We start from the raw sequence: 21,559 nt of genomic DNA, 5'->3' as shown, positions 1-21,559 counted from the left end.
AATAATATCTGCAAAAAATTATATCGTTTTAACAACATCATTCACCAATTCTAAAACAGCGGCAAATTGTTCTTCTTTATTTAAGTAAGAATTATCAATCTCAATTGCGTCATCGGCGATTACAAGAGGAGAATCTTCACGATGCGTATCCATATGATCTCTTTCTACCACATTTTTTAAAACTTCTTCATAAGAGACATTATCTCCTTTTTGCTGCAACTCATCAAAACGTCTTTGCGCGCGAGTTTCTGCACTTGCCGTCATAAAAATTTTCAATTCTGCATTCGGGAAAACTACCGTTCCAATATCTCTTCCATCCATTACAATGGCTTTATTAGTTCCCATCTCCTGCTGTTGTTCTACCAACTTAGCACGAACCTCTGAAACTGCGGCAACTTGACTCACAAAATTAGAAACCTCAATAGTTCTAATTTGTTTTTCGACATTTTCACCATTTAAATACATTTCGGCAAAACCGAGATCAGCATTAAATCTAAATTCTAATTTTATTTCTACCAATGCTTCAATCAAAGCTTCTTTTTTAAATGAGCCTGCACTTATCAAATTATGCTGCATAGCAAAATAAGCCACAGCGCGGTACATCGCTCCAGTATCTACATAAACATATTCTAACTCTTTTGCCAATTGTTTGGCAAGAGTACTTTTTCCTGTAGATGAAAATCCGTCGATAGCAATGGTAATTTTTTTCAATTTTTAATTTTTTAATTTTTATTCTTTTAAAGAATGGCTCTAGTAATAAATGCTCATTAAAATATCCGATTCAGAACTATCAATTAATCGAGACACTCTGTCAAAATATTTTTTATTCACCATCGGGCAGCCATAACTATTGCAAATGTAGCCATCTTTCTCCTTATATGGAACATCATAATAGTAATGAAAAACAATATCGCGTTTAAAAGCATTATCATTGGTTTCATCTAATCCATACAATTTATAAGATTTTCCGAATTTGCCATAATAGGAATTTCCAATAAAATATTTTCCTAATGAAGTACTTAAAGAATTTGGCACATTGCTAAAACGAAGTTTCCCTTTAACACCAGTTTCAGAACCAGAACCGTGAGCCACCAAACCTTTGTCAATAATTTTATTCGATTTTAAATCATAAATAAAAAAACGATTCTTTCCCGAAGGAATCTTCATATCGATAAAAAAAGCAATTTTATTATTATAGTTGGAATTTTTATTTATTAGCTTTTTTACTTCAGCAATTTGAGATTCAATTCTTTTATTATCAGAAGCTAATGGATTAATTTTTTTAACGTCATAAAATAATAAATATGCCGCGGAAAGCGCAAGAATAAAAAGAAAAACAATTATTACTTTTTTCATTTAGTTTACGATTCCCAAAAGTTTATTAATAGTAAATATCCATAAGAATATTCGATTTAGAATTATCTATAATCTTTTCTATTCTTTTGAAAAACTGTTCATTAATCATCGGACAACCATGACTATTGCTTATATAGTACTCTTGTTCCTCGTAAGGAACCGCAGAATAATGGTGCAGTACAATTGCTCTTTTTAAAGCATTGTTATTACTCTCTTCTAAACCAGCCAATCGATACGCTTTACCGAAAATACCTTTGTATGTTTTTCCAACAGCATATCTGCCTAACGAAGTGCAATTAGAATTTGGCATATTGCTAAATTTCAGCACTCCTCTTACTCCAGTTTCTGAACCGGAACCGTGCGCCACAAGTCCTTGATCTATAACTTCATTTTTCTGCAAATCGTAAACAAAAAAGCGATTTTTACCTGATGGGACTTTCATATCAATAAGAAAAGCAATTTTTTGATTGTATTTAGAATCAGCACTAATCATACTTTTGATATTTGCAATTCTGCTATTAATTCTTTCCATTTCTACAGTAGAAATAGCGCTTTCTTCTCTAAAAGAAAGTTTAGATCCCGTAAAAAAGCTTATTGTCATAAACAAAGCCAAATAAAACAGTTTCATGCAGTTACTGAAAATTTAATGTTAAACCAAAAAGACTTGTATTTGCCGCCAATGTATACCTAGAATAGGAATAATTAAATCTTAACTTATTCATTTTTAAACCAAACCCTAGTGATACTCCAGAAAAATTACGCTGTTCTTCTACCCTCAATTCTTCACCTCTTCTAAAGTTATATCCTACTCGAAAATTAAATGCTTTTTTAGGGAAAATCTCCACACCAAAAGTCACGTGTCTTAAAGCATTGTTTACAAATGAAACTTTTTCATCACTAGTAGATCCGTCGATGTTGGTTTCACCGCGGACAGGATTCGAAAAAGAGATATTCCATTGCTGTAGATTCTCCAGCGTGAGATGCCAACGAATTGGTACGTGTTCTAATTCTTGCGAAATACCCGAAACAATTTCAAATGGCAAATTTTCTTTAATTCCGGAATAAGTTGTAAACTGTGTTCCCATATTTCTAAAAACTACAGCAAAATTCAGATCATTTGGTTCGTTTATATACAAAAAGCCCAAATCGACCGCACCGCCAATAGAATTATAAGTTTCTAAAGAGGAAGTAATTAATTTAGCATTTGCTCCAATATAGAAATCTGTGTACGGAACATTGTATGCGTATCCAAGTGATAATGCGCCTTCACTTCCCGTAAAGTCAGAAGTTGCCTGGCCGTTTTCGTCATAACCTTCAAATGTCCCGTAGTTTACATAGGTAACTCCAGCATAAAAAGTCTGAAGATGCCTGTCATAAGTATAAGCATACGATGCTGTACCGTATGAGGCTTCGCCATAATAACTTCCGTAATTTAATGCCAAATGATTATCCATGTCTGCGTTTATAAGAGCTGGGTTTGACATGGCCTGATTAACATCTTCGTCATATATCGTAATTACATCGCCTCCCAATGCAGCTTGCCTTGGCGAAGTGGTTAAGTTTAAAAATTGATAAGTGTAGCGCCCTCCAACTTGTCCGAAAGAAGACGAACAAATTAAGATTATATAAAAGAAAACAACTTTTTTAAGCATTTGTTTTTGGCGCACCGATATGGGAATAACGCAAATGCAAATATAAAATTATATAACACCAAAAAATAAATTATTGCATCAAATAAATTTTGATTAAAAACCAATAAAAAAAATTCCAAATTCCAATCTGCTCAACTGTCAGTTTGGAATTTGGAATTTAAAATATTTAGAATTTAACTTTAAAAGTTACTTCAGCTCTTTAGCATTTTTAACTTTGTGGTCTGTTAAGGCGATAGCTAAAACTTCGCTCATTTCTTTCACATAATGAAAACTTAAACCTTCTAAGTATTCTGCTTTTATTTCGTCAATATCACTTTTGTTTTCGTGACAAAGAATAATTTCTTTAATTCCTGCTCTTTTTGCAGCCAGAATTTTTTCTTTAATACCACCAACTGGCAATACTTTTCCACGAAGCGTAATTTCGCCCGTCATAGCAAGACTTTTCTTTATTTTTCTCTGAGTTAAAAGAGAAACTAATGAAGTAAGCATTGCAATACCTGCACTTGGTCCGTCTTTTGGAGTTGCTCCTTCTGGAACGTGCAAGTGAATATTGTATTTCTGAAAAAGCTCAGTGCTAATGCCTAATTTCTTCGCATTTGCTTTAATGTATTCTAAAGCAATTGTAGCAGATTCTTTCATTACAGTTCCAAGATTTCCTGTAATTGTGAGAGCTCCCTTTCCTTCAGAAATTAAAGATTCAATAAACAAAATATCTCCTCCAACACTTGTCCAAGCTAAACCTGTTACCACACCGGCAACATCATTATTTTCGTATTTATCTCGCTCTAATCTTGGTACTCCCAAAATTGTTGAGATATCTTCATCGGTAACTTTTTTGTTATACTCTTCTTCCATTGCAACCGATTTTGCTGCATTTCTAATAACCTGAGCGATTTTAGTTTCTAAATTACGTACACCAGATTCTCTCGTATAACCTTCAATAATTTTTTCTAATTGCTTTTTGCCAATAGTCAAATCTTTTGAAGTTAATCCATGAGCTTCTAATTGCTTTGGAAATAAATGTCTTTTAGCAATTTCTACTTTTTCTTCAATAGTATAACCCGACATTTTGATTACTTCCATTCTGTCGCGCAAAGCTGGCTGAATTGCTCCCATGTTATTTGAAGTCGCAATAAACATCACTTTAGATAAATCGTAACCCATTTCAAGGAAATTATCATAAAAAGCATTGTTTTGCTCTGGATCTAAAACCTCTAATAAAGCTGAAGACGGATCACCACTATTACCGCTTGATAGTTTATCAATCTCGTCTAAAATAAACACCGGATTTGAAGTTCCCGCTTTTTTCAAACTTTGAATAATACGTCCTGGCATTGCTCCAATATAGGTTTTTCTATGTCCGCGAATCTCTGCTTCGTCACGTAAACCTCCCAAAGAAATACGAACATATTCTCTACCTAAAGCTTCTGCTACAGAACGCCCAATAGATGTTTTACCAACTCCTGGAGGACCAGTTAAACAGATAATTGGCGATTTCATGTCATTTCTCAATTTTAAAACTGCCAAATGTTCAATCATTCTTTTCTTAACTTCATCAAGTCCGAAATGATCTTTATCTAAAATTTTCTGCGCATGTTTCAAATCGAATTTATCCTTAGAATATTCGCCCCAAGGCAACTCTAAAAATAATTCTAAGTAGTTTCTCTGAATTCCAAAATCGGGAGACTGCGGATTCATACGACGCATTTTTGACAATTCTTTTTCGAAATGTTTTTGCGTTTTTTCGTCCCACTTTTTGGTTTTAGCCTTCTGCCCCATTTCGTCCATTTCCTCTTCCTGAGAAACACCTCCCAATTCTTCTTGAATGGTTTTCATTTGCTGGTGAAGGAAATATTCTCTTTGCTGCTGGTCTAAATCAAAACGTACTTTTGACTGAATATCGTTCTTCAATTCTAATTTTTGAAGTTCAACATTCATATAGCGTAAAGTCTCTAAAGCACGCTCTTTTAATCCATTTATCGATAAAAGTCCTTGTTTTTCTTTTACTGATAAATTCATATTAGAAGAAACAAAATTGATCAAGAATGATTGACTTTCAATATTCTTAATAGCAAATGTCGCCTCTGAAGGAATGTTTGGACTTTCTTTAATAATTTGTATGGCTAATTCTTTTACCGAATCTAAAATGGCGGTAAATTCAGAATCGCTTTCATCTGGACGTTCTTCGGCAACTTCTTTAATAGTTGCTGTCATGTAAGGCTCTTCTAAAACTATTTCGTCAATTTCGAAACGTTTTTTACCTTGAAGAATAACCGTAACGTTTCCGTCAGGCATTTTTAGAACACGCAAAATACGCGCTACTGTCCCTATTTTATGAATATCATCCTTTGACGGATCTTCGTCTTCTTCATTAATTTGAGAAACTACACCAATTATTTTTCCGCCTGCATTGGCATCATTAATCAGTTTAATAGACTTATCTCTTCCTGCAGAAATCGGTATAACAACTCCCGGAAACAAAACTGTGTTGCGTAAAGGTAAAATTGGAAGCGAAACAGGAAGTTCTTCATTATTCATTTCCTCCTCGTCTTCTGGAGTCAATAATGGAATTAATTCTGCCTCTGAATCGAATTCTTGAAGTGACAGATTGTCAATAGTAAGTATTTTATGGTTTGACATAATAAAATATAAGTCTTTTTGTCATTAAATTTTTTGTGCTATCTGCAAACAGCGTATTGCTTATTGAAGTTTTACTGAAAAACCGTTTTGTTTTTCAATTACAAGATAGGGCATAAAAATAGACAATCATTATGCCAAAAACAAAAGAAGTCAGGTCTAAAAAAATATATTTTCACTTTATTATTTAAACCGAATTGAGAAAAAATAAAATTAATTTTATAAAAGTGTAACAAAGCAAAAAAAATACTGTCCTTATATAAAACCAAAAGCCACTACTTGAATCTAAATAACCAAAATATCGAAGAATTAATTACGCTTTGTAAAAACAACAATCAGAAAGCGCAATTTGAAATATACAATCGCTATTGTAAGGCGATGTATAATGTGGCTTTTCGTATAGTAAAAGATGAACATTTTGCACAAGACGTCATGCAGGAAGGTTTCTTAAAAGCTTTTACAAAAATCAATGACTATAGACAAGAAGTGGCTTTTGGAGCATGGTTAAAAAAAATAATCATCAATTATAGTATTGATTTTTACAAGAAGAACAATTCTTTTCAGGTAGAAGATTTAAGTAAGAAGCTTTATAAAATTGAAGAAAATGACGGAATTATTTCTGAAAATATTGACTTAAACTCTTTAAAAGTGAAACAGGTTTTGGATACTATTCTACAGCTGAAAGATAATTACAGAATGGTGCTCACGCTTTTTTACATTGAAGGTTATGATCAAGAAGAAATCTGCGAAATCCTAAACGTTTCGTACGCAAATTGCAGAACAACCTTGAGCAGAGCAAAAGACAGTTTGAGAAAAAAATTGGAAGAGATATAAAATGAATTGGAATTATGAAAAATGAAAAAGACAATTTAGACGAATTATTCAACAGATTTGAAAACCAATGGGATATTCAGGAATTAAATCCTGATCATCAGATGGATTTTCTGCAGAAATTAAACAAAAAAGAGCCTAAGAAAAGATATTGGGTCGTAACTGCTATTGCCGCTTCGATTGTAATAATGCTTGGAATATCTCTTTTTTATAAAAATGAAAAGCCAAAAGAATTCAAATTTGCTTCTAAAGAAACTAAACGTACCGATTCTATTTTCAATATTCTAATTGACAACGAACTTGATAAACTAAAAGAGAAAAGCTCGCCAGAAAATCAGCAGATTATTAATGATGCCATGAATCAGATGAAAACTTTTGATGCTGATTATCAAAAAATCATAAATGAACTGCAAAAAAATGGAGAAAATAAACAAATTATTTATGCCATGATTAGCAATCTCCAAACGCGTATTTCTTTTTTACAAGCCGTTTTGAAAAGAATTGAAGACAACGAAAAATTAAAAAACAACTCTAATGAAAAAACACTATAACTTACTAATCGTATTTCTTTTGATTCCCTTTTTAGGATTTTCAAATGATGACACTTTTATCACCAAACAAAAAAACATTAAAAAAACCTATATCGTAAACTCAAACGCCGGAATAGATGTTGACAACAAATACGGAAGCATTACGGTTACGACTTGGGACGAAGATAAAATTGATCTCGACATTACTATAAAAGTAAACGGGCCAAATGAAAATTGGGTCAATGAGCGGCTAAATAGTATTGATGTAGATATTACGGCTCTTAAAGGATTGGTTTCTGCTGTTACTAAGCTTGGAAATTCTAATCTAAAAAGTAAAGGAAGCAACAATAGTTTTGAAATCAATTATGTAATCAAAATTCCAAAAAACGGATCGATTAAACTGGCTAATAAATATGGAAATATTTCGGTGCCAAACGCAGAATCTTCTACAGATATTGACTGCAAGTACGGAAAAGTTACATTAGGAAAATTGAACGGTTCTAATAATCAAATCTCAATTCAATATTGCCAAAACTCTAGTATAGATTATATTAAAACGGGAAATATTGATGCGCGTTATTCTGGACTAAAAGTAAATGATTCTGGAAATATTAATTTAAATGCCAACTACACCGATGTTAACCTTAATGACGGACAAAATATTAAAGCTGACTGTAATTACGGAACACTTAAGTTTCAAAAAATCAATTCTTTAAACGGTTCTGGTAATTATTTAACTTTTATTATTGGAGAAATCTCAAGTAACTTTAACTATAATACCAATTACAGCAAAATCAGTATTGGAACTGTGACTGAAAAAGCTGGAAATATCACTATAAATTCAGGATATACGGATATCAGCATTGGTTACGTGCCAAATTATGCTTTCGATTTCGATATTTCAGCTAGATATTCCAACATCAAACATGATAATAATTTAGAAGTTTCTGTTTCAGAAGTTAAAAGCAACAGTAAAAGAATTGCTGGTTATTACAAGAAAAAAGGTCAGAACAAAATCAATATTAATTCTAACTATGGAAATGTTTCGCTAACAAAAAATTAATCATCTAAAATCAAAACAATGAAAAAGTCAATTTTATTATTTGCATTTGTTGCCCTTTCTGCAAGTGTTATAAATGCTCAAAACAAACTTCAAGGAAACGGAAAAGTAGTTACCGAAACTAGAACTACTGGAGATTACGACGGAATTAAAATTTCAGGTTTCTTTGATGTAGATTTAGTTGCAGGAAAAGAAGGCAAAATTACCATCAAAGGAGAAGAAAATCTCTTGTCTGCCATAAAAGTGGAAGTGGAAGATAATTCTCTAAAAATCTATATCGAAAAATTCACGAACATTAGAACGAGTTCTGGTAAAAACATTCAGATTACAGTTCCTTTTGAAAAAATCTCTGAATTGAGTTTAGCAGGTTCTGGCGATATTCAATCGAAAGACGTTATCAAAAATGAAAAGTTTTTGGTTAAATTATCAGGTTCTGGAAATTTTACTTTACCAGTTGACACTAATAATTTAGAACTAAATGTAAGCGGTTCTGGTAACGTTCGCTTAAGAGGAACTGCTGATAATTTTTCTACAAAACTTTCTGGTTCTGGAGATATAAATGCTGTCGATTTAAAATCGAAGATTGTTGATGCAAATGTTTCGGGATCTGGAAACAGCAAAGTTACCTGCGATCAAAGTTTAACGGCTAGAGTTTCTGGTTCTGGAAACATTAGATATGTTGGAAATCCTGAAAAAAAAGACGTTAAAGTCTCAGGATCTGGAAGCATTACAAAAAGCTAATTTTATTCAAAAAAAAATATCACGAATGACAAAAAATCATCAATCAAATAATTCCTTGCCATTCGTGATATTGGTATTTAAGAAGACGTTTCGACTAATTTGAAACGTCTTTTTTATGTACTCTTCTTAAAAGGAAAATGGCCGTTATAAAGAAAATAGCCAAAATTACAATTGCAGCACGCGGACTTCCTGTAATTTGATCAATAATTCCGTAAACACACATTCCAATTACAATTCCCACTTTTTCTGCAACATCATAAAAGCTAAAAAATGAAGTGGTATCTTCTGTATCTGGAAGCAGTTTGGAATAAGTTGAACGAGATAAAGCCTGAATTCCTCCCATTACAAATCCAGCAACAGTTGCCATGATATAAAAATGAATTGGCAAAGTAATAAAGAATGCAAGCGCACAAAATACAGCCCAAATTGCATTTATAAAGATTAAAGTTGGTACGTTGCCAAATTTTTCTGAAGCTCTAGAAGTTAATACAGCTCCTACTACAGCTACCAATTGAATTATTAAAATACAAATAATCAAACCAATTGTACTTTGTTCTTTAGTTTCCCATTGAATTTCCTGTGCACCAAAATAAGTTGCAACAAGCATCACAGTCTGAACAGCCATACTAGAAACAAAAAAACCTCCTAAATAACGTTTTAAAGGAATATTTTGCTGTAATAATACCCAAACCTTTTTCAATTCTTTAAAACCATTGAACACAACAGATTTTGTTAATTTTTGGCCAGATTCTTTACTTCCTTTTGGCAAATAATAATAAGTATACTGGCTAAATAAAATCCACCAAACGCCGACCATTATAAAAGAATATCGCATGGCCTTCATTGCCGCCTCACCATCTGTTCCTGAAATTCCAAAAAGTTTTGGTTTCATGATCATTGCTAAATTGATAATCAACAAAATAACACTACCAATATAACCTAAAGAATATCCTTTTGCACTAATTCTGTCTTGCTGCTCTTCAAATGCAATATCTGGAAGGTATGAATTGTAAAAAACTAAACTTCCCCAATAGCCAAGCAAGCCTAAAAAGTAAAACAAAAGTCCAACGTAAATATTTTCTAAGTCAAACCAATACAGTCCCATACACGATAATGCTCCTAAATAACAGAAAAATTTCATGAATGATTTTTTATTTCCCACATAATCGGCAATACCAGATAATAAAGGCGAAATAAAAGAAACTACTAAAAACGCCGCAGCTGTAATGAAACTAATTAAAGCTGAATTTTTAAGATGCAGACTGAAAACATCAATATAATGATCGCGGTCACTAAATAAAGCTTCGTAAAAAATTGGAAATACAGCAGAGGCAATCGTTAAAGTATAAACTGAATTTGCCCAATCATAAAATGCCCAAGCATTTAAAAGCTTCTTATCTCCTTTTTGTAGGTTTTTCATAGAAATGGTTTGTTAAATAGGCTACGAATTTATCTATTTTTTATGATAATCAAATAGAAATTCTGCAATTCGTACATTATTAAATTATGAACTTAGGTAAAATAAAAAAGCCACTCAAAAAAATGAATGACTTTTTAGAAACATATTTTCTTATGCTTAATTTATTTTATAGTTCCAACTTTAAGCGCAATTGCTTTTGCTTCTGGAATTAAGGCTTTGATATTAGCAATTCTCGTAGCATCAGAAGGGTGCGTACTCATAAATTCTGGTGTTCCTGCACCACCTGATTTTGCAGACATTCTGGTCCAAAATGCAATAGCATCATCTGGATTGTATCCTGCAATCGCCATTAAAGTTAAACCGATTTTGTCTGCCTCGCTTTCGTTACTTCTACTAAAAGGAAGCATAACTCCTACTTCAGTTCCCATACCATAAGCTTGAGAAAATATTTCTCTGGTTTGAGCCGACTTATTTGTTGTTGCAGCATCTAAAACTGCTCCTCCAATTTGCTGCAATTGTGCGGCACTCATTCTTTGTGCACCGTGATTTGCCAAAGCGTGAGAAACCTCATGCCCCATAACCGTTGCTAAACCCGATTCATTTTGCGTTACAGGCAATATTCCTGAATACACCACAATTTTTCCTCCAGGCAAGCACCAAGCATTAACTTCCTTATTATCAACTAATTTATATTCCCATCGATAATCTTTTAAATACTGTGATTGTCCTAAATAAGTCAGATATTTTTCAGCTGCCACCTTAATTTTATATCCAACATTTTCAACAAGTTTAGCATCTGAGGTACCAGTAATAACTTTATTTTCAGACAAAAAAGCACTGTATTGCTGAAAAGAAGTTGGAAACAATTCGCTATTTGAAACAAAATTTAAGTTTTGTTTTCCAGTAATTGGGTTTGTTGCGCATGCCATAACAAGTGCTGCAAAAGCCCCTAAAAACATATATTTTTTCATAATTCGAGCTATTTTCTAACAAAAATACAATTAAAAAAAATAAAATATTTTACACAATAAGTCAAAAAAATATCAAAATTTAACTACTCTCCTATGATGTGAAGTTCATTAAACTCTTTATAAACTATTAAGAAATTATTTTGCTCAAAACCAATTTTATCGAATTCGATTTTTTCATTGTCAATTTCAATTTCAGAAACTTTAAAAGGCAAACCAATCAAGTTTATTTTATACTTTGTGTATGGCGTAATATATTTTCCTTCTTTGTGAAGCTGAATAATGATTTCTTTTTCTTTTCCTATATTTCTTAACGACAAATAACTATAACGTCCTTTTTTATAATCGTAGCCATCTTGAGCATCTTCGTAAACCGCTGATTGCTCTTTACCATTTTTATAATAAATATCAAGCGTTAGTTCATCAAATTCTATTTCGCCTACATATTGCTGAACTGGATATTTCGGAATAATTGCTCCTGCTTTTACAAAAACTGGAATTTCATCAAATTTAGTGTCAATCCAAATTTCTCTTCCTCCAATAAACAATTCATTGGTCCAGTAGTTATACCATTCGCCTCTAGGAATATACATACGTCTACCTACAGCATTAGGTTCAAGTATTGGGCAAACTAAAATCTGGTTTCCGAAGATAAATTCGTCGTTACGATAATGGGTCTGAGTATCATCTTGATCATAATAAACCAATGGTTTCAGCATCGGAATTCCTTCTTCGATATACTGCCAAAACATTGTATATAAATAAGGAAGCAATTGATAACGAAGGCTCACAAATTTTCTAGTAATATTGATTACTTCTTCGTCAAAAGCCCAAGGTTCTTGATTACCGTGATCTCCAGATGAATGCGTTCTGCAAAACGGATGAAAAACACCCAATTGAATCCAGCGTGCGTACAACTCGCCTGTTGGCTGTTCAGCAAAACCTCCAATATCAGAGCCCGTAAATCCCATTCCAGAAATGGACAATCTTTGCACTTGAATATTTGCAATCCATAAATGTTCCCAAGTTGCTACGTTATCACCAGTCCATGAAGATGTATAACGCTGTGCACCAGCATAAGCCGATCTTGTAATTACAAATGGTCGTTTTGGATACGCAAATCGTTTTACACCATGATAAGTTGCTCTTGCCATCTGCGTTCCGTAAATATTATGAGCTTTTCTATGACTGCATGGATTTCCGTCATAAACGTGACGAACATCCATTGGAAAAGTTTTATTTGGCACTTCCATGACAGCGGGTTCATTCATATCATTCCAAACTCCTTTTACGCCTATATCTGAAATTAATTCTTTAAATAATCCAGCCCACCATTCTCTAACTACGGGATTTGTATAATCTGGAAAGTTGCATTCTCCGGGCCAAACTTTTCCTTTCATGTAAGGTCCATCGGCTCTTTTGCAGAAATAATCTTTTTCTAATGCTTCTTTATAAACCCAATAATCTTTATCAATTTTAATTCCGGGATCAATAATTACAACGGTTTTAAAACCATCTTCAGCCAATTCAGAAACCATCCTTTTTGGATCTGGAAAATAGTTTTTATTCCATGTAAAACATCGAAAGCCATCCATATAATCAATATCCAAATAAATGGCATCACACGGAATCTGTAGCTCTCTAAATTTTGAAGTAATTTCTTTTACCTTATTTTCAGGATAATAGCTCCATTTGCATTGATGGTATCCTAAAACCCAAAGTGGCGGTAACTCTGGTTTTCCCGTTAAATCGGTATAAGTTGTAACAACATCTTGCATTTGAGGACCATACACGAAATAATAATTCATCTCGCCGCCTTCAGCCCAAAAACTGGTCACATTTCTTCTTTCCTGACAAAAATCAAAAAAAGTTCTAAATGTATTATCGAAAAATATACCGTAAGATTGTTTGTTGTGAAGCCCAATATAAAACGGAACTACCTTATAAAGAGGTTCTTGATCTTTCTGATACGCGTATTGATCTGTAGCAAAATTTTCTACTCTTTTGCCTTTAAGATTCATTTGAGTGGCTTTGTCGCCAAGACCGTAATAACACTCGCCATCTTTAGCATATTTACTCATTTTTACGATATTTCCGCCATATTCATAGCTTTCTTCCCAATGAAAACCAAGTTCATCTTCAAGAATTAGAAAATCATTTAAATCGTAGATCGTAAGACGAAGATCTGCCTTTTGTATTTTGCATTTTACTTTACTAGTTCTAATTTGAAAGAAAGTTTCTTCTTCTGTAACTTCCAAAAAATTATAACCATGAAGCTGGGTTTTATCAATCGCATACGAAAAATCGTTACTAAAATAGCCTTTTGTTGTAAAACGAAATCGAATTAAACTATCACGAAGAATAGTAACTTTTAAGATTACTTTATTATCTGTATTAAAGAAAATAGAATCTCCTTCATGTTCATAAGAGACAATTTTTGATGGATATAAATCGCCTTTGTATTCTAATGATGTGTTTGTAATCATATCTCAAATGAGTTAATTTATAACATTTTGCTTCTATTCAAACATACAAAAAAAGTTCATAACACCCTATGAATAAAAGGTTTATTAACGAAAACGTTTTTTCTGTACGAGTTTTAAATTACGAAACAAAAAATCAACAATTTGATAATTTTGAAACGATATAATGACAAAATCTTACTTCATAAAAGAGGATTAGATTTACTAAGCCAAAGAATAAACAATAACACTTAAAGGCGGCAAAACTAATTCAGCAGAAAAATCTCTTCCATCGTAAGATATTGCATCCACTTTTACTGATTTTGAATTTCCCGCGCCACTTCCACCGTATATTTTGGCATCACTATTAAAAATCTCTTCTAGCTTGCCTTTTTTAGGAATACCGATTCTATAATTCTCCCGAACAACTTGCGTAAAATTGCAAACAACTATTAAGTTCTTATCTGGATTATTTCCTTTTCGGATATAAGATAAAATAGCATTTTGATGATCTGAATAGTTAATCCATTCAAAACCATCTCCTCTAAATTGTTTTTCGTACAATGCAGGCTGAGATTTATACAATTGATTCAAATCTGTTATCAATCTCTTTATTCCAGAATGGAAATCATATTGCAATAAATGCCAGTCAAGACTCTGTTCGAAATTCCACTCATTTGTCTGCCCAAACTCTGCTCCCATAAACAAAAGTTTTGTTCCAGGATGCGTAAACATATATCCGTACAATAATCTCAAATTGGCAAAACGCTGCCATTCGTCGCCAGGCATTTTGTAGATAAGAGAATTTTTGCCATAGACTACTTCGTCATGAGAAAACGGAAGCATGAAATTTTCAGTAAAGGCATACGTCATCGAGAAAGTCAATTCGTTCTGATGGTATTTTCTATAAACGGTTTCCTTTTGAAAATACTTTAAAGTATCATGCATCCAGCCCATCATCCATTTCATTCCAAAACCTAAACCTCCAAAAGAAGTTGGTCTTGAAACCATCGGAAACGAAGTGCTTTCTTCTGCAATAGTCTGAATTCCACTAAAATTAGAATATATTACTTCGTTAAATTCTTTAAGAAAACTTATCGAATCAAGATTTTCTCTTCCTCCAAAAATGTTAGCTTCCCACTCGCCGTCTTTTCTAGAATAATCTAAATAAAGCATAGAAGCAACAGCATCAACTCGAAGTCCGTCAATATGATAATTTTGAAGCCAAAAAACAGCATTACTTATTAGAAAGGCACGAACTTCATTTCGTCCGTAATTAAAAACCAAACTTTTCCAATCTGGATGATATCCTTTTCTTCGATCTGGATGTTCATACAAATGTGAACCATCAAAATAACCTAAACCATGGGCATCATCTGGAAAATGTGATGGAACCCAATCCAGAATTACGCCAATTCCTTCTTGATGCAATTTGTCTACCAAAACCATAAAATCCTGCGGTTTTCCAAAACGAGAAGTTGGCGCGAAATATCCTGTAAGCTGATATCCCCAGGAAGGATCATAAGGATATTCCATAATAGGCATGAATTCTACATGCGTAAAACAAGTTTCTTTTACATACTTTACCAGATCATCAGCAAGTTCAAGATACGTCAAAAATCGATTATGCTCTGCTCGCTTCCAAGATCCTAAATGAACTTCGTAAACCGAATAAGGCTTATCTAGAGCATTAAATTCTTGGCGATGCTGCATCCAATTTTCATCTTTCCATTTATAATCCAAATCCCAGACTACAGATGCGGTATGCGGTGGTTTTTCGCAGAAGCGCGCAAAAGGATCTGCTTTTTCTGTAATTACACCATTTATATTAGATTGAATCTTGTATTTGTAAAGTGTTCCTTTTGAAATTTCAGAAATAAAACCTTCCCAAATTCCAGAAGAATCCCAGCGAACGTTCAAAGCATGTTCGCCTTCTGTCCAATAATTAAAATCGCCAACAACCGAAACCGAATGAGCCGTCGGGGCCCAAACGGCAAAATAAACGCCTTTTACCCCATTAACTTCGATTAAATGCGCTCCTAATTTTTCATATAATCTGAAGTGTTTTCCAGCTTTGAATAAATCGATATCAAAGTCAGTAAAAAGAGAATGTGCGATTACTTTACTCATATTTTTTAAGGGAAGTTTGGAATTTGGATTTTTAAAAATTGGAATTTTTAAGTTTATTCTATTCTGAAATTATCTGATAATGTCACACCTTTTTTGATCACAACAATTCCGTCTTTTATGCTATATAATTCATTGGTGAAATTATCTAAATGCTTTCCTCCGCTTATGTGAACATTGTTTCCAATACGTACATTTTTATCGATAAGCGCATTATTGATAAAGCAGTTTTCACCAATACCAACATGTATTTTATTAATACTGCTTTCGTAATTCATTTCATCTAGATCTTGATAGAAATCGTTACCCATAACGTAGCAATTTTCCAAGACAGTTCCTTCGCCAATTCTGGAACGAATTCCAATCACAGAACTTTTAATTTCTTTCGCATTAATAATACAGCCTTCAGAAATCAAAGATTGGTTTATTATTGAATTTCTAAACTTAGATGGCGGTAATAATCTTGGTCTTGTGAAAATTTTATTCTCATTATCGAATAAATTGAATTCTGGAATGTCTGCTGTCAAACCAATATTAGCTTCAAAAAAAGATTCAATATTTCCTATATCTGTCCAATATCCTTCATATTGATAACTTAAGATTTTATGCTTCCCAACAGATTGCGGAATAATTTCTTTCCCGAAATCTTTTGTTTCAGGATCTAACATTAATTCTTCCAGTAAAGATTTATTAAAAATATAAATCCCCATAGAAGCAAGATATTTTTTTCCTTTTTCCTGCATTTGTTCGCTCACTTCAGATTCCCAATCTGGTAATAACGAAGCATGTGGTTTTTCTATAAAAGCTTCAATCACACTTTCGTGATTGGTTTTTAGAATTCCAAATTCTGGAGCATCTTTAGCATTTACAGGTAAAGTTGCAATAGAAATTTCAGCATCGGCTGCAATATGAGCTTCAAGCATTTCATTAAAATCCATTTGGTATAGTTGATCTCCTGAAAGAATCAAAGCATGATCAAAATCGTGTTTCAGAAAATGTGACATACATTGTCTAACAGCATCTGCAGTTCCTTGAAACCAAGTAGGATTATCTGGAGTTTGCTCAGCAGCTAAAATGTCTACAAAAGACTGACTGAAAATACTAAAATTAAAAGTGTTTTTGATATGAGCATTTAGCGATGCAGAATTAAATTGTGTCAAGACAAATATTTTAAAAATATCAGAATTGATGCAATTTGAAATCGGAATATCGACCAAACGGTATTTCCCTCCAATCGGAACTGCAGGTTTTGATCTTGTTTCTGTCAATGGAAATAAACGTGAACCTTGTCCACCTCCTAAAATAATGGCAACTACATTTTTCTTTTTAAATTTCATTTTGCTGAATTATTAAGTTGTATATTTCGATATATTCTTGGCAAACACTTTCCCAGGAATGATCGGCTGTCATTCCTCTTTTTAAAACTTTATTAAAATTTATTTTATCTTCATACAACCCAACAGCACGATTTATTGAGTAGCAAATGTCGGCAACAGAGGCCTGATCATGGCAAACCCCATTTCCTTCATCTCCAAAATCAATAACCGTATCTCTTAACCCTCCAGTTCTTCTAACAATCGGAATTGTTCCGTAACGCATGGCATACATCTGATTTAATCCACATGGTTCAACTCTTGAAGGCATCAAAATATAATCTGAGCCTGCATAAATCAAATGCGCTAAATCTTCATTATAACCAATAAAAACATTGTAATTTCCTTTATAATCATTTCGCAACTGCGTTAACTGCGATTCAATTTGAGGATTTCCTGATCCTAATATTAGTATATTAATTTCCTCAAAATGTTCCGACAAAGCTAAAGCAGCTGCATGCGGAAGCAAATCGCCACCTTTTTCTTCAAACAATCGGCCAATAAAACTAAATAATGGTTTTGAAGGATCTAAATCAAATTCTTCGCAAAGCTTTTCTTTATTTTTTCTTTTTCCAGCTTCAAAATCTTCAGTCGAATAATTTGTGGCAATCATTTGATCTTTCATCGGATTCCAAACTTCAATATCAATTCCGTTTAAAATACCTTTAGATTTATGTCGTACAGAATTGAATAAAGATTCTAAACCATTTGCCGAAATATTAATTTCGTTTAAATAACTTGGAGAAACCGTAGTCACCGTATTGGCACATTTAATTCCTACAGCCAGAGAATTTATAGAATTACTCCATTCTAAAAAACCAACATGTCTTAAATCAAATTCTGGCAGATAATAAAGTTTATCAAAACCAAACCAACCTTGATATAAACCATTATGTATTGTGATAACCGTTTTTACGTCCTTTAAATTTTCATATTTATAAGCAAACTGAAGCAAAAATGGAATAACACCTGTATGATGATCATGACAGTTGATAATATCTGGAACTTGGTTTCGAGCTAGAATCCAATCAAGTGTAGCAATCTGAAAAGAAAGAAATCTTTCGATATCATCTTCATAACCATATACATTCGGGCGATTGAATAGCTCATTTATTTCTATTAGATACAATTCAAAACCTAGCTTATTTGTTGATTCTTTTAAGACACTAAACGGAAAATTAAAACTTCCTAACGTAACAGTTCCCCAATGCACACATTCAAAATCATTTTCACGCTTAAACTTTGTGTCATAACAAGGAAGTACAACTCTAATGTCATGTCCCGCAGACTGCTGATATTTAGGTAATGCGCCAACTACATCACCAAGACCGCCAACCTTTGCCACAGGATAACATTCTGCACTAATATGAAATATTTCCATTTCAGAAATTAATTTATAATTATACATAAGAAGCAATCATTTATATACTACTTTTATGCTTCTTTAAATTTAGCAAAAAAACAAGCAAGATCCCTTATTTAAACAAGATTTATTGAAATGGCAAAAAAGGCAACTAATCCTACTAAATCATTAAAAATTCCGAAGATTATTATAATTTCTGCGAAAATCTGTGCTTTTATATCCACAAAATTAGTTACAAAATTTGCTGCAAAAATTTTCACTACACCTATAAAACATAAAGTTCCTAAACGGGAGTTAGAAATGGATGCCAAAAGCATTCAAAAATTAATTTATGTTCCTGCAATTGATAAAGCCGTAGTTACGTATTCATACGGAGAAAGTCAGCGCAAAGTATTATTAGTCCATGGATGGTCTGGAAGAGGAACACAAGTATTTAAAATAGCCGACGAGCTTTTGGCAAATGGTTATTCTACCTTTAGTTTTGATGCGCCAGCACATGGAAAATCAGAAGGAACAACAACGATAATGTCGGAGTTTATAGCTTCTATTTTAGAAATAGAAAAACAATTTGGTCCTTTTGAAATTGCAATCGGACATTCTTTAGGTGGAATGTCGGTTCTCAATGCCATTAAAGACGGACTTAAAGTAGAAAAAGCCGTAATTATCGGAAGTGGCGATATTGTTCAGGATATTTTAGATGAATTTACTTTTAAATTGGGATTGAAAAAAGAAATCAGCAATCATCTTAGAGATTTATTTGAAAATAAGTATCAAGTTAAAATGGATGATTTTTCAGCTTATAGAGCCGCACAAAAAGTAAAAATCCCTGTTTTAGTAATGCATGACAAAGATGATCCTGAAGTTCCAGTAAAAGCAGGAGTTCATATTCATGAAAATCTGGAAAACGGGACTATATATTTAACAGAAGGACTTGGGCATAGAAAAATTCTAGGAAATCACAGCGTTATTAAAAAGATTCTTGAGTTTATTTAAAATTCGTAAATTTATAATATAGAAACCTAGTTATCAATATTTTAATTTTGAACGAAATGGATTTATTTGGTGAGACATCGGATTGGGAAATAAAATTAAAACCCATTTTGAAAAAATATAAAGGAAAAAAGCATCCTTTAGAATACGAAAACACGTATCAATTACTTGTCATGGTTATCCTCTCTGCGCAAGATTCTGATGCTAATATAAATAACATAGCTCCTATTTTATTCGAAAAATATCCAACGTTAAAAAGCATTTCAAAAACCGATCTAGAAACTTTTACATCTTACATCACTAAAGTCCGAAACCATTCTACAAAAGCAAAATGGATTTTAGAAATTGCAAATACTATTAAAGAAGACAAAGATATTCCACTAACAATGAACGGATTAACTGCTTTAAAAGGCGTTGGAAGAAAATCAGCTAATGTTATTCTAAGAGAAACTAATAAACCAGCTGAAGGAATTATTGCCGATTTACATGTCATCAGAGTCGCTCCAAGAATTGGAATTGTAAAAGAAAATAAAGACGGAAATAAAATAGAAAAAGATCTAATGCAGGCACTCCCTAAGAATATCTGGTCTGAAATAGGAATGGCAATATCTTTCTTAGGTAGAGAAACATGCAGACCAAAACCAAAATGTCCTGAATGTCTTTTGAATGATATTTGTCTGTATTACATACCGAAATACTTAAAAATTAATTATTTTCTTCTAGTATCGATTATATAAATAATCTTCCACGAATCTTTTTCTTTAAATAACGTAAAAGCATTTACTCCAGAATGGCTTAGTTTATCATTTATGTAAAATTCGTAAGGAGTCCAAACATGAGCCATTGTTCCATCAATTTGAATGTTATAACTCAATATTTTTTCTTGAAATTTTATATTTGAAGGAATTGATGCGATAGATTTGTAAAATTCTTTCGCACTTTCATTAGAAAGTCTATTTCCTTTAGCTGAACTTTCACTAATAGATTGCAAAATCATTTTGTCTGAGCATACTAATTTAATCTTTGCAGAATCTCGGTGATGAAATCCCTCGAAAAAAGATTCAATACATTTTTGTGCTTCTTCTTTTTGAGCGTAAGAAGACATTCCTAAAAGAAGAAAAAAGATAATTGTATAAATTCTCATAGTTCTATTTTTAAACTCCAAATTGCGAAAAGTGATGATCCAAATGTTTAGCAAACATATTATTCCACTCTTTAATGCTCAATTTACCAAAAGAAAGCGATTCTTTTCCTTCAAATTCATTTTCTCCTAATCTCTGAGTTTTAGTTACATAATTGATTAGCCTACTTTTCTCAAGATCAAAATCTCGATCACCTTTAATGATAAACTGTGGTGCCGTTTTAATATTTTTAGAATAAGGTACATCGCCTACAACTGCTTTTTTAGCTAACACTTTTAAAAGAAATCTCATAAAAGCATTTGGTTTTGGATGAATATTATCATATGCCATTTCATACGTAACATTACAATGAGCCAACATCTGATCGACAGACATTTTACCCCAAAGAGGCTGTGAATCTGGCTTGAGCTGATTTATTCTATTGACAAATTGATCACAATCTTCTTTAAGAAAAACATTTTGCATAGTTTATGTATTTTTAGTGAGATGGAAAAGTGAAGTAAAAATATAAAATTTAGAGATTTATCTAAATTTTATGCAAAAAAAAAACTTCAATTAGCAAAAGCCAATTGAAGTTTTGTACTCAGAGCGGGACTTGAACCCGCACGAACATTGCTGTTCACTGGATTTTAAGTCCAGCGTGTCTACCAATTTCACCATCCGAGCATGATGTGGTACCTCCAGGGATCGAACCAGGGACACATGGATTTTCAGTCCATTGCTCTACCATCTGAGCTAAGGTACCATATTGCTTATATTTCTATAAGCAAAAGTTAGAATAAAAAACCCCGTCTTAAAACAGGGTTTTCAAAAGAAAGGCGACGACATACTCTCCCACAATGATGCAGTACCATCTGCGCAGGCGGGCTTAACTTCTCTGTTCGGGATGGGAAGAGGTGAGCCCCGC

19 protein-coding genes, 2 tRNA genes and 1 rRNA gene are annotated in these 21,559 nt (G+C 32.8%); 6 read left to right on the top strand and 16 right to left on the bottom strand.

Annotated features, from left to right (window positions below; genetic code table 11):
* Positions 1–18: 18 nt before the first annotated feature.
* From cmk to lon, 5 genes are all read right to left on the bottom strand, one after another.
* Positions 19–711: a (d)CMP kinase gene (gene cmk / locus EG814_RS20225; protein WP_125723686.1), complete on the bottom strand. Its 693-nt coding sequence runs from the start codon at positions 709–711 to the stop codon at positions 19–21.
* 39 nt (positions 712–750) lie between these two features.
* Positions 751–1,356, bottom strand: coding sequence for a murein L,D-transpeptidase catalytic domain-containing protein (locus EG814_RS20220; protein WP_125723685.1), 606 nt, complete (start codon positions 1,354–1,356; stop codon positions 751–753).
* Between the two features lie 25 nt (positions 1,357–1,381).
* Positions 1,382–1,984 carry a murein L,D-transpeptidase catalytic domain-containing protein gene (locus tag EG814_RS20215; protein ID WP_125723684.1) on the bottom strand — a complete coding sequence of 201 codons (603 nt, stop codon included), beginning with the start codon at positions 1,982–1,984 and terminating at the stop codon, positions 1,382–1,384.
* Positions 1,985–1,988: 4 nt separating this feature from the next.
* Positions 1,989–3,008 carry a type IX secretion system protein PorQ gene (porQ, locus tag EG814_RS20210; protein ID WP_125723683.1) on the bottom strand — a complete coding sequence of 340 codons (1,020 nt, stop codon included), beginning with the start codon at positions 3,006–3,008 and terminating at the stop codon, positions 1,989–1,991.
* Positions 3,009–3,194: 186 nt separating this feature from the next.
* Positions 3,195–5,648, bottom strand: coding sequence for an endopeptidase La (gene lon / locus EG814_RS20205; protein WP_125723682.1), 2,454 nt, complete (start codon positions 5,646–5,648; stop codon positions 3,195–3,197).
* Between the two features lie 276 nt (positions 5,649–5,924).
* On the opposite strand from lon, the gene EG814_RS20200 reads away from it, so the two are divergent.
* Genes EG814_RS20200 through EG814_RS20185 form a run of 4 tightly spaced genes read left to right on the top strand, consistent with a single transcriptional unit; the run spans position 5,925 to position 8,807 of the window.
* The gene (locus tag EG814_RS20200) at positions 5,925–6,479 is read left to right on the top strand and encodes an RNA polymerase sigma factor (RefSeq protein ID WP_125723681.1); all 555 of its coding nucleotides are present in this window, start codon (positions 5,925–5,927) and stop codon (positions 6,477–6,479) included.
* Between the two features lie 14 nt (positions 6,480–6,493).
* On the top strand, positions 6,494–7,027 hold the full coding sequence (locus EG814_RS20195) for an anti-sigma factor (protein ID WP_125723680.1): 534 nt from the start codon (positions 6,494–6,496) through the stop codon (positions 7,025–7,027).
* Positions 7,011–8,069: a hypothetical protein gene (locus EG814_RS20190; RefSeq protein WP_125723679.1), complete on the top strand. Its 1,059-nt coding sequence runs from the start codon at positions 7,011–7,013 to the stop codon at positions 8,067–8,069. Before EG814_RS20195 ends, EG814_RS20190 begins: the two co-directional genes overlap by 17 nt.
* Positions 8,070–8,087: 18 nt before the next feature.
* Positions 8,088–8,807, top strand: a complete 720-nt coding sequence (locus EG814_RS20185; protein WP_125723678.1) for a head GIN domain-containing protein — start codon at positions 8,088–8,090, stop codon at positions 8,805–8,807.
* Positions 8,808–8,901: 94 nt separating this feature from the next.
* Here EG814_RS20185 and EG814_RS20180 read toward each other — a convergent pair whose 3' ends face one another.
* The 6 genes from EG814_RS20180 to EG814_RS20155 all read right to left on the bottom strand — a co-directional run bounded on the left by EG814_RS20180 (position 8,902) and on the right by EG814_RS20155 (position 18,538).
* A complete protein-coding gene (locus tag EG814_RS20180) occupies positions 8,902–10,227 on the bottom strand; it encodes an MFS transporter (RefSeq protein ID WP_125723677.1) in 1,326 nt (441 codons plus the stop codon).
* 161 nt (positions 10,228–10,388) lie between these two features.
* Positions 10,389–11,198, bottom strand: coding sequence for a M48 family metallopeptidase (locus tag EG814_RS20175; RefSeq protein WP_125723676.1), 810 nt, complete (start codon positions 11,196–11,198; stop codon positions 10,389–10,391).
* Positions 11,199–11,281: 83 nt separating this feature from the next.
* Complete coding sequence (locus EG814_RS20170) at positions 11,282–13,681, bottom strand: glycoside hydrolase family 31 protein (RefSeq protein ID WP_125723675.1); 2,400 nt, start codon at positions 13,679–13,681, stop codon at positions 11,282–11,284.
* Positions 13,682–13,882: 201 nt separating this feature from the next.
* Positions 13,883–15,787: a 1,4-alpha-glucan branching protein GlgB gene (gene glgB, locus EG814_RS20165; RefSeq protein WP_125723674.1), complete on the bottom strand. Its 1,905-nt coding sequence runs from the start codon at positions 15,785–15,787 to the stop codon at positions 13,883–13,885.
* 53 nt (positions 15,788–15,840) lie between these two features.
* Positions 15,841–17,121: a glucose-1-phosphate adenylyltransferase gene (locus tag EG814_RS20160; protein WP_125723673.1), complete on the bottom strand. Its 1,281-nt coding sequence runs from the start codon at positions 17,119–17,121 to the stop codon at positions 15,841–15,843.
* Complete coding sequence (locus EG814_RS20155) at positions 17,111–18,538, bottom strand: glycogen synthase (protein WP_125723672.1); 1,428 nt, start codon at positions 18,536–18,538, stop codon at positions 17,111–17,113. The genes EG814_RS20160 and EG814_RS20155 overlap by 11 nt, the downstream gene beginning before the upstream one ends.
* A gap of 117 nt (positions 18,539–18,655) precedes the next feature.
* Between EG814_RS20155 and EG814_RS20150 the strand changes: the two genes are divergently transcribed.
* The gene (locus EG814_RS20150; RefSeq protein WP_125723671.1) at positions 18,656–19,513 is read left to right on the top strand and encodes an alpha/beta hydrolase; all 858 of its coding nucleotides are present in this window, start codon (positions 18,656–18,658) and stop codon (positions 19,511–19,513) included.
* A gap of 56 nt (positions 19,514–19,569) precedes the next feature.
* Positions 19,570–20,247, top strand: a complete 678-nt coding sequence (locus tag EG814_RS20145) for an endonuclease III domain-containing protein (protein ID WP_125723670.1) — start codon at positions 19,570–19,572, stop codon at positions 20,245–20,247.
* Here the strand turns inward: EG814_RS20145 and EG814_RS20140 are convergent.
* The 5 genes from EG814_RS20140 to rrf all read right to left on the bottom strand — a co-directional run.
* Positions 20,220–20,654, bottom strand: a complete 435-nt coding sequence (locus EG814_RS20140) for a nuclear transport factor 2 family protein (protein ID WP_125723669.1) — start codon at positions 20,652–20,654, stop codon at positions 20,220–20,222. The two genes, EG814_RS20145 and EG814_RS20140, sit on opposite strands and share 28 nt — an antisense overlap.
* A 10-nt stretch (positions 20,655–20,664) precedes the next feature.
* A complete protein-coding gene (locus EG814_RS20135) occupies positions 20,665–21,117 on the bottom strand; it encodes a DUF1569 domain-containing protein (RefSeq protein ID WP_125723668.1) in 453 nt (150 codons plus the stop codon).
* A gap of 115 nt (positions 21,118–21,232) precedes the next feature.
* A tRNA-Leu gene (locus EG814_RS20130) sits at positions 21,233–21,318 on the bottom strand.
* Positions 21,319–21,324: 6 nt separating this feature from the next.
* Positions 21,325–21,397: transfer RNA gene (locus EG814_RS20125), tRNA-Phe, on the bottom strand.
* A gap of 68 nt (positions 21,398–21,465) precedes the next feature.
* Positions 21,466–21,559: ribosomal RNA gene (gene rrf, locus EG814_RS20120) — 5S ribosomal RNA — on the bottom strand; the annotation flags it as partial.

The organism is Flavobacterium ustbae (assembly GCF_003946915.1).
Taxonomy (GTDB): domain Bacteria; phylum Bacteroidota; class Bacteroidia; order Flavobacteriales; family Flavobacteriaceae; genus Flavobacterium; species Flavobacterium ustbae.
Note: the sequence above shows the minus strand (reverse complement) of the source record. Positions and strands in the feature narration are given on the sequence as shown.

What these genes read in the sequence shown, in the direction of transcription:
- EG814_RS20175 (WP_125723676.1), bottom strand. Translation starts at nt 11,198, where the DNA reads ATGAAAAAATATATGTTTTTAGGGGCTTTTGCAGCACTTGTTATGGCA.
- EG814_RS20140 (WP_125723669.1), bottom strand. Translation starts at nt 20,654, where the DNA reads ATGAGAATTTATACAATTATCTTTTTTCTTCTTTTAGGAATGTCTTCT.
- EG814_RS20190 (WP_125723679.1), top strand. Translation starts at nt 7,011, where the DNA reads ATGAAAAAACACTATAACTTACTAATCGTATTTCTTTTGATTCCCTTT.
- EG814_RS20160 (WP_125723673.1), bottom strand. Translation starts at nt 17,121, where the DNA reads ATGAAATTTAAAAAGAAAAATGTAGTTGCCATTATTTTAGGAGGTGGA.
- EG814_RS20215 (WP_125723684.1), bottom strand. Translation starts at nt 1,984, where the DNA reads ATGAAACTGTTTTATTTGGCTTTGTTTATGACAATAAGCTTTTTTACG.
- EG814_RS20150 (WP_125723671.1), top strand. Translation starts at nt 18,656, where the DNA reads ATGGCAAAAAAGGCAACTAATCCTACTAAATCATTAAAAATTCCGAAG.
- EG814_RS20155 (WP_125723672.1), bottom strand. Translation starts at nt 18,538, where the DNA reads ATGGAAATATTTCATATTAGTGCAGAATGTTATCCTGTGGCAAAGGTT.
- porQ (WP_125723683.1), bottom strand. Translation starts at nt 3,008, where the DNA reads ATGCTTAAAAAAGTTGTTTTCTTTTATATAATCTTAATTTGTTCGTCT.
- EG814_RS20195 (WP_125723680.1), top strand. Translation starts at nt 6,494, where the DNA reads ATGAAAAATGAAAAAGACAATTTAGACGAATTATTCAACAGATTTGAA.
- EG814_RS20135 (WP_125723668.1), bottom strand. Translation starts at nt 21,117, where the DNA reads ATGCAAAATGTTTTTCTTAAAGAAGATTGTGATCAATTTGTCAATAGA.
- glgB (WP_125723674.1), bottom strand. Translation starts at nt 15,787, where the DNA reads ATGAGTAAAGTAATCGCACATTCTCTTTTTACTGACTTTGATATCGAT.
- EG814_RS20145 (WP_125723670.1), top strand. Translation starts at nt 19,570, where the DNA reads ATGGATTTATTTGGTGAGACATCGGATTGGGAAATAAAATTAAAACCC.
- EG814_RS20170 (WP_125723675.1), bottom strand. Translation starts at nt 13,681, where the DNA reads ATGATTACAAACACATCATTAGAATACAAAGGCGATTTATATCCATCA.
- lon (WP_125723682.1), bottom strand. Translation starts at nt 5,648, where the DNA reads ATGTCAAACCATAAAATACTTACTATTGACAATCTGTCACTTCAAGAA.
- EG814_RS20185 (WP_125723678.1), top strand. Translation starts at nt 8,088, where the DNA reads ATGAAAAAGTCAATTTTATTATTTGCATTTGTTGCCCTTTCTGCAAGT.
- EG814_RS20180 (WP_125723677.1), bottom strand. Translation starts at nt 10,227, where the DNA reads ATGAAAAACCTACAAAAAGGAGATAAGAAGCTTTTAAATGCTTGGGCA.
- EG814_RS20220 (WP_125723685.1), bottom strand. Translation starts at nt 1,356, where the DNA reads ATGAAAAAAGTAATAATTGTTTTTCTTTTTATTCTTGCGCTTTCCGCG.